Annotated in this window: 14 protein-coding genes; 6 read left to right on the top strand and 8 right to left on the bottom strand. The window is 64.3% G+C overall.

Features of this window, described 5'->3' with window-relative positions:
• Positions 1-200 precede the first annotated feature (200 nt).
• Positions 201-1,214 carry an ABC transporter substrate-binding protein gene (locus SADO_RS06130; RefSeq protein ID WP_353110141.1) on the bottom strand — a complete coding sequence of 338 codons (1,014 nt, stop codon included), beginning with the start codon at positions 1,212-1,214 and terminating at the stop codon, positions 201-203.
• Between the two features lie 324 nt (positions 1,215-1,538).
• On the opposite strand from SADO_RS06130, the gene SADO_RS06135 reads away from it, so the two are divergent.
• The 6 genes from SADO_RS06135 to SADO_RS06160 all read left to right on the top strand — a co-directional run bounded on the left by SADO_RS06135 (position 1,539) and on the right by SADO_RS06160 (position 5,914).
• Positions 1,539-1,880 (top strand): c-type cytochrome, encoded by a 342-nt coding sequence (locus SADO_RS06135; RefSeq protein WP_353110143.1) that lies wholly within the window; start codon positions 1,539-1,541, stop codon positions 1,878-1,880.
• The gene (locus tag SADO_RS06140) at positions 1,870-3,156 is read left to right on the top strand and encodes an FCSD flavin-binding domain-containing protein (RefSeq protein WP_353110145.1); all 1,287 of its coding nucleotides are present in this window, start codon (positions 1,870-1,872) and stop codon (positions 3,154-3,156) included. Before SADO_RS06135 ends, SADO_RS06140 begins: the two co-directional genes overlap by 11 nt.
• A gap of 115 nt (positions 3,157-3,271) precedes the next feature.
• Complete coding sequence (locus SADO_RS06145; protein ID WP_353110147.1) at positions 3,272-4,015, top strand: MotA/TolQ/ExbB proton channel family protein; 744 nt, start codon at positions 3,272-3,274, stop codon at positions 4,013-4,015.
• 18 nt (positions 4,016-4,033) lie between these two features.
• Positions 4,034-4,630, top strand: a complete 597-nt coding sequence (locus tag SADO_RS06150; RefSeq protein WP_353110148.1) for a DUF2135 domain-containing protein — start codon at positions 4,034-4,036, stop codon at positions 4,628-4,630.
• A gap of 37 nt (positions 4,631-4,667) precedes the next feature.
• A complete protein-coding gene (locus SADO_RS06155) occupies positions 4,668-5,180 on the top strand; it encodes a hypothetical protein (protein ID WP_353110149.1) in 513 nt (170 codons plus the stop codon).
• 2 nt (positions 5,181-5,182) lie between these two features.
• Positions 5,183-5,914: a hypothetical protein gene (locus SADO_RS06160; RefSeq protein ID WP_353110151.1), complete on the top strand. Its 732-nt coding sequence runs from the start codon at positions 5,183-5,185 to the stop codon at positions 5,912-5,914.
• A 37-nt stretch (positions 5,915-5,951) separates the two neighbouring features.
• Here the strand turns inward: SADO_RS06160 and SADO_RS06165 are convergent, their stop codons facing one another.
• The 7 genes from SADO_RS06165 to SADO_RS06195 form a co-directional block, all read right to left on the bottom strand.
• Positions 5,952-6,923: a quinoprotein relay system zinc metallohydrolase 1 gene (locus SADO_RS06165; protein ID WP_353110153.1), complete on the bottom strand. Its 972-nt coding sequence runs from the start codon at positions 6,921-6,923 to the stop codon at positions 5,952-5,954.
• A complete protein-coding gene (locus SADO_RS06170; RefSeq protein ID WP_353110154.1) occupies positions 6,920-7,648 on the bottom strand; it encodes a quinoprotein dehydrogenase-associated SoxYZ-like carrier in 729 nt (242 codons plus the stop codon). Before SADO_RS06170 ends, SADO_RS06165 begins: the two co-directional genes overlap by 4 nt.
• Before the next feature lie 56 nt (positions 7,649-7,704).
• Entirely contained in the window at positions 7,705-8,250 is a 546-nt protein-coding gene (locus tag SADO_RS06175) for a hypothetical protein (RefSeq protein ID WP_353110155.1), read from the bottom strand.
• A 9-nt stretch (positions 8,251-8,259) separates the two neighbouring features.
• A complete protein-coding gene (pedF, locus tag SADO_RS06180) occupies positions 8,260-9,657 on the bottom strand; it encodes a cytochrome c-550 PedF (protein ID WP_353110157.1) in 1,398 nt (465 codons plus the stop codon).
• 38 nt (positions 9,658-9,695) lie between these two features.
• The gene (gene pedF / locus SADO_RS06185; RefSeq protein ID WP_434547887.1) at positions 9,696-10,175 is read right to left on the bottom strand and encodes a cytochrome c-550 PedF; all 480 of its coding nucleotides are present in this window, start codon (positions 10,173-10,175) and stop codon (positions 9,696-9,698) included.
• Between the two features lie 84 nt (positions 10,176-10,259).
• Positions 10,260-12,032: a PQQ-dependent methanol/ethanol family dehydrogenase gene (locus tag SADO_RS06190; RefSeq protein ID WP_353110159.1), complete on the bottom strand. Its 1,773-nt coding sequence runs from the start codon at positions 12,030-12,032 to the stop codon at positions 10,260-10,262.
• Between the two features lie 285 nt (positions 12,033-12,317).
• Positions 12,318-13,328 carry an SHOCT domain-containing protein gene (locus tag SADO_RS06195; RefSeq protein WP_353110160.1) on the bottom strand — a complete coding sequence of 337 codons (1,011 nt, stop codon included), beginning with the start codon at positions 13,326-13,328 and terminating at the stop codon, positions 12,318-12,320.
• Positions 13,329-13,349 lie beyond the last annotated feature (21 nt).

Genomic DNA, 13,349 nt, shown 5'->3' on the forward strand with positions numbered 1-13,349 from the left:
TCTACATGAGCGAGCGGCAACGCTGGATTGCGGCCCAACAGCCGCTGTCCCGAAGGGTTGGGGCCCAAAATCGCGCCATGCGGCGTTACTCGCCTTGATCGTGGCTGGCCACGACCTGCGGCTCGCGCCTTGCCTGACACGATTTTGGGCCTCAACGCGGGCCTCGTATGAAACGGCAACAGGTCCTGACCAGCGGTAGTTCATGGCTGGCGATATCCATCCCAGAACACGTCTGCCGACAGTTGCTCGACGCCGCCGGTGAGCTTGCCACCGCTTTCCTGGGCCAGCAGATCAAACAGCTGGCCGGCGGCCGCGATCTCGGGCGCGCCGTAGTGGTCGATGATGCCCGCGCGATAGCCGTCGCGAATGGCTGCAAATACAGCCTCGCTCTCGGGTTTGATCAGCGGCTTGAGCGGTTCCCACGCCTCGTCGGATTCAGCCAGCAGGCGCTTGGCGTCGCGGCTGGCGGCAAAGAAATGCTGCAGGTCTTCGCGATGTTCGTCGGCCCAGTCCTCGGCGAATACCCAGCCGAGCAGCGGCGGCACAGTATCGATACCCAACCCGGAGAGCATGTCCTGCAGGCTCACCAACGGCTTCATGCCGAGTGCCGAAAGCCGCGCGTTGTAATGCCAGAAGTTGATCGCCGCCGGGATGTCGCCGTTCAGCATGAGCCGGTTGATCATCGGCGGCGCGGCGAAGGTCGGTTCCGTCGACCGTTCGAGACTCATGCCTTCGGTCTTCTGGGCATAAGCCCGCAGCAGCAGCCATGTCTTGTCGACCGGGCCGCCGGCAATACCGAGCTTCTTGCCTTCGAGATCGGCAAGACTCGAAACGCCCGAAGCCGGGTTGACCATCACCGCGCCTACCGCCAGCGAATAAGGCGCGAACTGGTAGTTGCGGTTCTCGGCGCGCTGGCGCGCGGCCCAGAGCCAGTCCGAGACAATCAAATCGACGCGATCGCCCTGGAGGGCGACAGCAAGCGCGTTCTCGGAGGCGAGCGGCACGATCTCGATTGCCACATCGTGCTTATCGGCCAGGCCGTTTCGTTGGACGGTGTCCAGCTCCCAGTTCACGGTGCCGAACTTGAGCACGCCGATCCGCAGCGGCTCGTCGGCGTTGTCCGCTTCATCGGCGGAGCAGCCGGCCACCAGCAAGACGAGGACGATCGTCCACGCAAGCCAGCGGCGTGTTGCAACACGCTCGGGTGTAGTCATTGAAACTCCTGCCTGTGTCCCGGCCCGGGCCGTATCGACACAATCGCTATTGGCCGGCGTGCGAACCACCGACTGTATTCTTTTATTGATTCCGCGGCCGGCGCAACGGCAGCGCGGCGACGGAAACGGGATATGCCCCCGTTTATGAGACTAAATTGCCCGCTAAAGGTTCATCAGCGCAAGCCCCAAGATGGTCGTAGGAGCCACCGCACAACCATTGCACAATGGGCCAAGACACCCGCGCCGAAGGCCTGTTTGCAGAGCGCAGAAAAATCGACTTTGACGAACTTGCCCGCCTTTCAGCGAGGGCGTAGCTTGTGGATCATGAGATATCGCGCAATCGGTGTGGCGACTACGCTGGTCACGACCGGCCTTGTCCTCGGCATGGCTTCGGGGGTGGCAAACGCCGCTGCACCGACCGGCGCAGATCTCGCGAGTGCCTGCACGGCCTGCCACGGTAGCGACGGTCAATCGCAGGGCGCAGTGCCCTCGCTGGCGGGACTGAAACCACAGACGTTCATCGAACGCATGCAGGCCTTTCAGAACGGCGAAGGCACGATCATGAACCGGATCGCGCCCGCCTACGACGATGCCCAGATCGCCGCACTCGCTGAATACTTCGCCACGCGTGACAGCGCAAAAGACGAACACCGTCATGCCCCGTAACGATCGGCGCCGCGTGCTGCGGGGGCTGGCCGGCGCGGCGGCGCTCAGCACGCTCGGCTTGCCCATACATGGCAGTGGCCGCACCCCGGCTCAGGTCGTGATCGCCGGCGGCGGATTCGCTGGAGCATCCTGTGCGCTCGCGCTGCGCCGCTTCGCGCCCGATGTACGCGTGACGCTCGTCGACCGGCAATCGCGATTTATCACCGGTCCGTTCTGCAACACGGTTGTCGCAGGCATGAATCCGACGTCGGCCATCACCCAGGATCACGAAGGCTTGAGTGCTGCCGGCATAAAAGTCGTGCATGCCGATATCGAAGGCGTGGAACCCGAGGCGCATCGCATACGCCTGGCGGATGGCCGCAGCATCGCCGGCGACCGGCTGGTGATCGCCCCAGGTATCGACTTCGACTGGCAGGCGATCGACGGCTACGGCCCGCAGCATGTCGATCGTATTCCCCATGCCTGGCCCGGCGGCGCAACACAGCTGCTCACCCTGCGCGATCAGCTGCGTGCCATGCCGAATGACGGCCGCGTGGTGATCTCGGTGCCGGACAATCCCTATCGCTGTCCGCCCGGCCCCTACGAGCGCGCCAGCCTGATCGCGCATTTTTTGGCGCAGCACAAACCAAAGGCCGAGGTGCTGCTGCTCGACGCCAAGGATCACTTCTCCAAGGAACCGCTGTTTCGTACCGGCTGGGGCGCACGCTATGGCGAGCGTGTGCAGTGGCGCGGCGGCCGCCGCAACGGGGCGCGCGTGGTCGAGGTGGATGCAGCAAGCCGGCGCGTGCGTACCACGGGCGGCGACGAGTACGACGCCGACGTGCTCAATATCATCCCGCCGCAGCGTGCCGGCCGGCTGGCGAGCGACGCCGGGCTGACCGACGCCGCCGGCTGGGTGACGGTCGCCCCGCACGATTTCTCGGTGCCCGGCCATGAAGGCGTACACGTGATCGGCGATGCCACTCGCGCCGAGCCCATGCCGAAATCCGCCTATGCCGCGAACATGCAGGCCAAGATCTGTGCTCATGCGATCGCGCGCGAACTGGCCGGCGAACCGGTCACCGATACGCGCATGATCAACGCCTGCTACAGCCTTGTGGCACCCGATTACGGCATCAGCGTGACCGAGGTCTATACGCTCAACGGCGACACGATTGCCGCGATACAGAACGCCGGCGGCATCTCCGCGCTGGCGGCCGACGAGGCCACGCGCGAGGCCGAGTCGGACTACGCGCGTTCGTGGTACCAGAACATCGTGCGCGACAGCTTCGGCTGATTGACCCATTATGAAGAGCGACGGCCGCCCAGGCGCCCGCTCTCGAACAAAAAACGACTAGAACAACAAGAACGACCGGCGCGTCCCCACGGCGCCGCGGTGCGGAGGATGAGCAATGGCGGTATCGCTGACCCGCTTCAAGGCGGCCCGGCCGGGCGCGGCTTCGGGACATGTGTTCCAGCAGTGGCTGATCATCACCGGCGTGCTCGTGTTCGCGGTGTGGGTGGCACAGCAGTACAACGTCGTGACCACGCTGGTCAGCGGCGACGTCACGCGGGTGAGCCTGCTGATCAGCGTGATCTTTGCGGTGACCTGGGCTTATTGCGGTATCCGCAGTGCCTGGATCTCACGCGAGACTGCGCACTTCGAGACGATCACCGACGGCGTTGACGACGGCAACAGCCTCGCGCTGTCTCACGACGGGCATCTGGCGTTGGGCGGCCGATCACAGCCGGACAGTGCGGCCGGCGCCTATCTCGCCTCGCTGCTGCATTTCTACTCACACCGCGGCGCCGAGCCGCCGGACACGCTCGTCGACGTACTGGGCGAGCGCCTCTCGGGGGCGCACGAGATGGGCTGGTTCATCTGCGGCGCGCTGATCAAGCTCGGCCTGCTCGGCACCGTGATCGGCTTCATCGTCATGCTGGCGACTGTCGACAGCGCCCAGTCCTTCGATGTGGCCGCGATTCAACAGTTACTGGTCGGCATGAGTCAGGGCATGCGCGTGGCCCTCTACACGACGCTCGTGGGCCTCACGACGAGCATGATCCTGAGCCTGCACTACCTGCTGCTCGATCGCGCCGCAGACCGCCTGCAGGCGCGCATCGTGATCTTCGCGCAGCGCCAGCGCCTCGGCTGACCTAGCCACTAGCCGACCATGGCTTTTCGCCGTAAACGCCGCCAGAGCGACAGCGATCCGTTCACGGATCTGCTGTTCAACGCCCTGCTGGGCTTCACCTTCATGTTCCTGATCGCGGTTTTCTTCTTGAACCCGCCCGCGAAGACCGGCGAGATCCCGGCGAAGGCGGAATACATCATCACCGCGACCTGGGAGTCCGGTCGGCCGGACGATGTCGACCTGTGGGTGGAAGGCCCGGGCGGTGACAAGGTCTGGTATCTCAACCCCGAGGCCGGGCTGATGAATCTCGACCGCGACGACCGTGGCCTGATCAACGACGAGATGATCGTCGACGGCGCCCGCATCACCAACGAACTCAATCAGGAGATCGTGACCATCCGCGGTCGCGCGCCGGGTGAGTACACCGTGAACGTGCAGTACTACGCCTCCGAAACCGGGCGACCGATCACCGCCGACGTGACCGTGAGCCGGGTCAATCCAAGGCTGCAGATCGTGTTCAAGGATCAGATCGGGCTCGACTATCCCGGCGAGGAACATACGGCCGTACGCTTCACCGTAAATCCCGACGGCGCGGTCACCAACGTCAACACGCTCGAAAAGTCGATCGTGCGATGACGCATTACAAGCACAGAAGAAACAGCGAGGACAGGCGATGACACAGACCCTCTGGTTGCTCGGCGGCGCGTACGTGGCGCTCGGCGTGCTGGTGCTCGCGCTCAATATCCGCAGCGGCTGGCCGCTGTGGGTACGCCTGAGCTGCATCGTGCTCGTGAGCGCGCTGTATTTCGTCACCTGGCACTCGCTGCAGGACTTGCGCGGCTGGCCGGCACGCATGACGCTGCCGCACCATTTCCTGCTCAATGCATCCTCGGTGGTCGAGCCGGACGATACCCGGGGTGCCTCCGGCCGGATCTATCTATGGGTCACGCCGATCGTGGACGACGAACCCACCGGCGTGCCGCGCGCTTTCACCCTGCCCTACGACCGCGGCATGCATACCAAGCTGCAGCGCGCCCGTGATGCCATGCGCAACGGCGAACTGCAGATGGGCACCGCGAGCCGCAGCGACGGCGACCGCGTGGACACCGAGGCAGGCACCTTCGCGCCCGATCACCAGAACATCGAGCTGCGCGATCTCCCCGAGCCCAGCCTGCCGGAGAAATGATCGTGCGCCGCTCCTCGATACTCGTCGCACCCATCGCTTTCGCGCTCGCTGCAACGCTGCTTGGCGGCTGTGGTTCCCAACCCGATGCCGAGTCGCTTTATCCACTCGAGCCAGGGCTGCGCTGGCAGTACAGCGTGGAAACCCAGCGCAAGGGCAGCGAGCCGGTGCGCAGCACGCGGATCATGGAGAACGTCGAGCGCAGCTATTTCGCCGGCGAGGATGATGTCGCCATCCGCCGTAACGAAAACGGCGCGCGCTACTACATCGCGCAGCGCGAAGACGGCTATTACCGGGTCGCGAAGAAGTCCGTCGCGCGACACACGCCGGTCATGGACCAACCGCCCACCAAGATTCTGCCCCTGCCGGCCGAGGTCGGCGCGAGCTGGCGCGAGCCGGCCCATGCCTACATGCTCGACCGCGCCACCACGTTCATCAGCGAACACGCGCCGGAAAACACCATCACGCTGGAATACCGGATCGAGTCCGACGACGTGACCGTGATCGTGCCGGCCGGGCGTTTCGACAACTGTCTGCTGGTGGTCGGTGCGGTGACCTTCCATCTCGGTTCCGGCGTGGGCTTTGCCCCCTCCGACGTACCGATCGAGCAGCGCGAATGGTATTGCCCGGGCGTGGGACTCGCGCGCCTGGAACGCGACGAGCGCCTGACCAGCGAGAAACGCTTCATCACCGGCGGGCATATCACCATGAAGCTCACGCGCGCGCCGGGGCAATGACGCCCCAGCTCACCCGTAATGCCCTCGGCATCGAGGCCTAGCGCGTGCCGTCTCGTTCCAGGGCAGCCCGCTCGATCGATGGGTAGAGATGCGAGACCGAGCGCCGGTATTCCCCGGGCTCGACCGCCAGCGCGGCCCAGCGTTCGGGCAGCGGCAGGAACATGACCTCGGCGGCACTCGCGCCCCGGGCCGCGGCCTGCTCGAAACCCTGCAGCAGCCAGGTCAGATAATCGCCGGTCTGGGCAAGCGCTTCGCCCCCGTCGACCACCGGGCCGTGGCCGGGCACCAACGTCTTGAAGTTTCGTTGCTGCGTCGCGGCGAGCGTTTCGTGCCAGGCCGCGATATCGGCGTTCGGCGTGGTCGGCGCGCGATCATGAAACGCGATATCGCCGGCAAAAAGCACGCCGGTACTGTGATCAAAAACCATCAGATCGCTTGCGGTATGTCCGCGTGCGGCGACCAGCTCGAGTTCGTGGTCGCCAAACGTCACACGGTTTTCGGTATCAGCCGCGGCGTCCGGCACCACGGCGGTCGTGCCCCGCATGGCAGAGCCGACCAGGTTGTATAGATTGCTGGCCAGATCCGGGCCGATCTCACGGATGGCTGACGTGGTTTCCGCCAGTGCAGCAATCGGCACGTCCTCGAACGCGTTGTTGCCGAGGAAATGATCCGGGTGTGCGTGGGTGATATAGACCTGTACCACCGGCTGGTCCGTGACGTCGGCAATCGCGGCCCGCATGGCTTCGCCGTAGAGACGCGACGGGCCGGTGTCGATCACCACCACGCCGTTGTCGGTGACGATGAAGCCGGTATTGGATATCGCGCCGTGGTTGTCGAAGCTGAAATTCTCCTGCGCGCCGAGGAACACGTACGTGTCATCGGCAACCTGCTCCGGCACCAGCTCGTAGTAACCGTCTGCGGCATTCGCCGATACCGGTACGAACAGGCCCAGGGCCGCAGCCCCTATCAGTAGCCGCCAGACCTGCCGCGCACGCATACGAACACTCATGATGCCGGCTCCGCGACGGTCGCCTCGAAGCGGTTGCCGTTGTTGTCACGCCCGGCGAGCGTGAGCGGACCACGGGCATCGAGATCGAGGGTGATGACCGGATTCTCCGATACCGGTTCGTAGGGCTCGAGTCGGGCGAGTGTCTCGCCGCTATCGTCGGTGATGGTGACTTCGGTGATGAAGAATTCGGGAATACCGGCCGCGAGGCCGGTATCCATGGGATGCACCACGCGGAACTTCAGCCGGTCGCCGCCGCTGTCACGCGACCAGAGCCGTGCCTCGGTCTCGCCGAGCCGGGTCTCCCATATCGGATCCGCGCTGGCGACGCTTGGCGCCGTGCAGCCGCCGCCCTGGGCGTCTACCCAGGTGCCGCCGATATGCCAGGTCCCGTCCGCCGTACGCATGGCCGCACGAATCGGCGTGGCCTGCTGCACCTTGAAGCTGAAGCCGATCGCGGGGTCGGCCTTTACCGGGTAATAGTCGAGCACCTTGGTGATTGGACTCATGTCGGCAAATACCAGCACCTGCTCCACGCCCTCGAGATCCGGCGCACTGACCTGTACCGGGGTGTTGAGCGAATCCTCGGCATAGTCTGGCGCGATCACTTTCACGCGCTCATCGAACACGATGGACGCATCGCGAAAGTACTTGCGGGCCATGTAGCGCCACTGCGACGAGTCCAGCGGGTCGTCCGGCACCTCGGCGGCAGTAGCGCCAAGTGGCATCAGAACGATCAACAGAGCCAGCAAGGGGAGAAACACTAATCGGGCTACACGCATGGTCACTTTGCCTCCGCGGCAACAATCCGCAGGCGCGGGAACGGCGTTTCGGCCATGCCCAGCGCGGTTAGGTCGCCGTCGCCGATCGGGCGGGTGTCACCCGCTTCCGGCTTCGACGCCAGGATGTTCATGTCCACCGCCTGGGCTTCTCCGACAATCGTGTCGCCCTCGCGGCGCAGCCGATAGTAGCGGCCGTTCCAGAAATCGATCCCGAACTCGTCGGCCTGTTTAACCAGAAACAGCAGATCGTATTCGAGATCGCCCAGATCCTCTTCAGTGATACGCCGATCATTGGCATACGGATACGGCAGGTGACACTGTAGTTTCGGCGGCGCAGCCAGACACTGGAAGGGTCGCATGGAAAGGAAGTGCGGCTGGAACGGCGCGTCGCGATAAACCATCTGGTAGCGCCCGTATGCCTCGATAGCCAGGTCGGCCACCGGTACGGGCTCGCCGCGAGCGGGCAGCAGCACGGTCAGCATCTCGCCCGCATGCGCCATGCCCGACATCAGCGTCAGGCATAGCACACCGGCGATCCAGCGGTTCATGACACGCCGCTACAGCGCGGCCGTACGTGCCGCGGTTTCGGGCGCGGCCGGGGCCCGATAAGGCACACCGTATTCCTCGAAGATGGTCTCGATGGTGCCGTCCTCGCGCATCTGCTGAATGGCTTCGTTGATCGCCTTGGCCAGCGCCGGGTTGCTGGCCTTGATCGCCACGCCCACGTCCCAGTTGGTCTGGTACATGCCGCCGAGCTCCACGGTACGTGTGGTGACGTTCAGTTCCTGCAGCATCGTCACCGCACCGGCGAGCTCACCGACCGGCGCCATCACCGCGGCGACTTCGCCGCTGTTGAGCGCCCGCATGGCCGCCGGTACCGATCGAAAATGGACGACGTCGTCACGCAGCGCACCGCGGTAGGCAGAGGTCAGGAAATAGTCGCCCAGCGTATCCAGACCCACGCCGATCGGCTTGCCCTTGAGCGCGAGCGGGCTGTCGACATCGCCGCCGAGACGTTCGGCGTCGTAGGCGAAACCCATCGTCTCGTTGTAGTACGGCGCGAGGAAGGTCGCCTGGTCGTTTTCCTGCTGGAACTCTGGCGCCATGCCGACATGCAGCATGGCATCGGCGGTGCCGCCGCCCAGGTAATGGCCTTTCCAGACCTGGTTGCGGATATCGTCGCCCATGCTTTCGTCGGCGACGAAGGTACGCAGGTTGAAGCCAACATCCAGACGCTTTGCGAGGGCCTTGCCAATGGCCACATCGATGCCGGTGACGCCGCCGCTTTCGGGCTTGTAGGACCAGGGCGGAAACGCCTGGTAGACGGCAATCTCGATGGCGCCCTTCGCACGGATCTGCTCGAGCCGGTCGGGTATGTCATCGTCAGCGACGCGACGTGCACTTGCACCGCTGTCGCCGCGGGCGACTGCCGGGCTGGCTGCAGCCGGTGCCGGCGAGCGCTGGGCCGCGGTGTCGTCCTCGGACTTGCCGCCATCCCATTGTTCATACAGTTCGTCGAGATTCTTGTCCTTATATTCATAGTGGCGCTTGTCGACATAGGCACGGATCGCCCACATGGACTGCTGGTCGAGCACGCCTTCAAAGGGCGGCATGTAGGTCATGCCGTTGCGCTGCACGCCGGCGCGCACCTTGCCGATGAAATAGTCGTCGTAGTCCGGCCCCAGCTCGCGCAGATCCGGCGCGATGCCGCCCGAGATCATGTCGATGCCGTGGCAACGGGCGCAGTTGCCGTCGTATGCCGCCTTGCCCAGTTCCATCGCCTTCTTCGAACCGCGGTAGGGGTTCTCGTCGAGCCAGTTGCCGTCCTCGATCTCGGGCAACGCGCTGGTATCGACGTCACCGGCCTCGCCGCTGGCCGCGGCGTGCGCGTTCGGCGCGACCAGAAAGCCTGCCGCCAGCAGCACGGCGGCCATGCTCGCAATCCTTGTCATCATTCTCTCCTCCTGCGACCTCGTCTGCCCTGCGGGCCGGCTCAGCTGCCGTCTTCGGCCTGTTCGTAGAGCTTTGCGAGATCCTTGTCGTTGTATTCGTAGTGGCGCTTGTCGATATACGCGCGGATCGCCCACATGGCGTCCTGGCTGAGCGTGCCTTCGAACGCCGGCATGTAGGTCATGCCGTTGCGCTGCACACCACCGCGTACCTTGCCGATGAAATAGTCGTCGTATTCGGGGCCGAGTTCGCGCAGGTCCGGGGCGATACCGCCCGACACCGCCTCCAGGCCATGACAGCGCGCGCAGTTCTGACCGTAGGCCGAGCTGCCGATCTCGATCGCCTGCTTGTTGCCGCGATAGGGGTTCTCGTCCAGCCATTCACCTTCCGGCAACGACTTGAGACCCTCGGTATCGACGGCCTGGGGCACCACGTCACCGTGGGCGAGCGCGGCGCCCGAAAGAAAAACCAGCGTGCAGCCCATGGCGAACACGCCGCCCAGAAAATTTGAAGTGCGGTTCATTGTCTTGTTCTGTCCTGTGGAGAAAACGGCGGGACCGCTATCGGCCCCGCCGCAATAACCCGGGATCGGGTTTTTCATCAGGCCTTACATGTTGGCCAGCGCATCCGGGATCTTGAATACCCAGACACTGCCGCCCTGGTTGAGGAACTTGACGCGCTTGGCGACTTCCCCGCCCCACAGCGGTACGGCGCCACCCCAACCGGAGGTCACGGCCACGTACTGGCTACCATCCTGCTTCCAGGTGATCGGCTGGCCGACCACGCCGGAACCGGTCTGGAACTTCCATAGCTCTTCACCGGTACGGGCGTCGACGGCCTTCAGGAAGCCTTCCGGCGTGCCATAGAACACGAGGTTGCCGGCGGTGGTCATCGTGCCGCTCCACAACGGCGCGTTGTTCTTGGCTTCCCACTTGATCTCGCCGGTCATCGGGTCGACCGCGCGGACCGCGCCGATGTAATCCTCATACAGCGGCTGGATGTTGAAGCCGGCACCGAGATAGGCCGCACCGGCCTTGTAGGTGATCGGCTCGTTCCAGATATCCATGCCCCATTCGTTGCTGGGCACGTAGAACAGACCCGTGTTCGGGTTGTAGGACATCGGCATCCAGTTCTTCGCACCGAGGAACGACGGCGTCACGAACACGGAATCGCCTTTCTTGCCATCGGTCTCGGAGGGATCGCCCGGGCGCTTGCCGGTCTCGACCGGCTTGCCGGTCTTCATGTCGATCTTCTCGGCCCAGTTCACCTTGGACACGAACGGCTTGGCCTGCTTGAGCTTGCCGTTGGTGCGATCGAGCACATAGAAGAAGCCGTTGCGGTCAGCCGAGGCACAGTACTTGCCGCCTTCGGCGTCGAACGGCACGCACATGTTCACGCCGTCATAGTCCCAGGCGTCGTGCGGGGTCTTCTGATAGTGCCAGGAGATCTTGCCGGTCTCAGGCTTGATCGCGATGATCGAAGACGAGAACAGGTTGTCGCCGGGACGCGTATGCGCATTCCACGGCGCCGGATTGCCGGCCCCGAAGTAGATCAGGTTGGTGTCGGGATCGTAGGTGCCGCCCAGCCAGGTCGCTGCGCCGCCCTGCTTGTACATGTCGCCCGGCCACGTCGCGTTGCGCGTGCCGCTGATACCGTTCTCGGACTTCTTGCCGTCCTTCCAGATATGGCCCATGTTGCCTTCGACGGTCGGTCGGCTCCAGATCATCTCGCCGGTCTTCGCATCGCGGGCTTCGACACGACCCAGCACGCCGAACTCGCCGCCGGACACACCGGTGACGACCATGTTGTTCACGATCAGCGGCGCGGCGGTGTAGGAATAACCTTCCTTGTAGTCGCCGATCTTCTCGCTCCAGACCACATCGCCAGACTCCTGGTCGAGCGCGACGAGCTTGGCATCGAGCGTGCCGAAGATGAACAGGTTGTCGTAGAGCGCGCCGCCACGGTTGACCACGTCACAGCAGGGCATGATGCCTTCCGGCAGCCGCTGCTCGTACTGCCAGAGCTCTTCGCCGGTCTTGACGTCGATCGCCCAGGCGCGCGAGTAGGAGCCGGTGACGAACATCTTGCCGTCGTAGATCAGCGGCTGGGATTCCTGGCCGCGCTGTTTCTCGCCGCCAAAGGAGAACGACCACGCCGGGTAGAGATGCTTGACGTTCTCGGTATTCAGATCCGTCAATGGACTGTAACGCTGGGTCTTGGTACCCATGCCGTTGTGCAGCACATTGTCGGTTGATTGCTGGTCGTTGTTGATGTCGTCCCAGCTGACGCCGGCGGCGGTCGCGGCGCCCGAGCTCAACAACGCGAGTGCGCCGAGCCCCAGCAGCCCGCTTCGCCAACCGCGTGCGGTAATGGTTTTCATGGTCTCCTCCTGCCTTGGATTTATTATTCGCCCCCAAGCCTCTCCTGTGGGCTTGGAAGGCATGGTCGCAAGAAGAGTGCCAGCGCTCGGCCGTACGGTTTGGACCAAGACGGACACCGCAGATGACCGTTCATCGGACTGTTTTGAATACGTTTATTCGTTTTCGAAAAAAACGTGTCGCACAAAATAAAAGGCGACGAGGCTCAATTGCCCCGTCGCCTTTTTGGCGATCCATCCCGATGTGTCACAAATTCAGGACAGAGTGTCACCCTGACCGCTAGGTGGTCACGGCAGCTGGCTGAGCAGCTCGTCCTTCTTCGATTGATAATCCTGCTCGCTGATCAGATTCTTCTCACGCAAGCGCTTGAGCTGGGTAAGTCGATCCTCGATCCGTGTCCAGTCGCTGCTGGCCGCGGCGCCGCCGGACGCTGCAGCTGCGGCCGTGCCGGTCGAGCTGCTGGAGGCTGCCGCCGGCGCTGGTTTGGGAGTCGGCGCCGCCGTGGTCGATGTCTGAGCCGCCATCGGCGCGGTCGATTCGCTCGCGGAAGCCGGCTCAGCCTGGGGCGCGCTGGCGGCTGCGGGGCCGTACTGCAACGGCTTGGCGGAGCTGCTGGCGCTCGCCTCGATCACGCGGGGCGCCGACTGGCGAGCCGCCTCGATGGCCTGAGCGGTCGCGCTCATCTCGATCCAGTCACGCCGGCCTTCATGCCAGGCCCAGGCGTCGCTGGCCACCAGACGTTCGCCGCCGACGCGAGCCGACTGTGCCCGTGTGCCGTACTTGAATTCGTTGATCGACAAATCGCGGAATTCGCTGAACGCCTGATCGAACTCGCCGAAGATGAGATTGAGTTGATCGCCCTGGTAGAACGCACGGCCGGAAGTCGCATAACGCGAACTGCCGGAGAACAAACCGTTCTGGCCACGCCGATAGACCACGAAGCCCACATCCTGTCGCGGGCTGGCGCGTACCAGTGCCTTGGATACCGCAGCACCCAGGCGTTCGAGGCGCGACGGCGATGAAATCGTCGATGCCGAGCCGTGGTCTTCACCCCGCACCCGCAGCGACATCAGCAGGGCCGCGAGCTGCTGCGGTTCGAAGGCCGCCGGATGATCGTTGCGCCGTGCGGCGCCGCTGTCCTGCGGCACAAGCTGCACCAGCATCTCTTCGGTATTGACCACGTTCACATAGGCCGGCGGCGCACCGTCGCCGCTGGATCCCGGCGCCGCCGGCAAGCCACTGCAGCCGGCTGTGATTGCAGCCACGGCCAGTACGCCGAGCACTCGTTGATATCGCATCTCGCTCCCTCTCTCGCGAAT

Source organism: Salinisphaera dokdonensis CL-ES53, assembly GCF_040361215.1.
Taxonomy (GTDB): Bacteria; Pseudomonadota; Gammaproteobacteria; order Nevskiales; family Salinisphaeraceae; genus Salinisphaera; species Salinisphaera dokdonensis.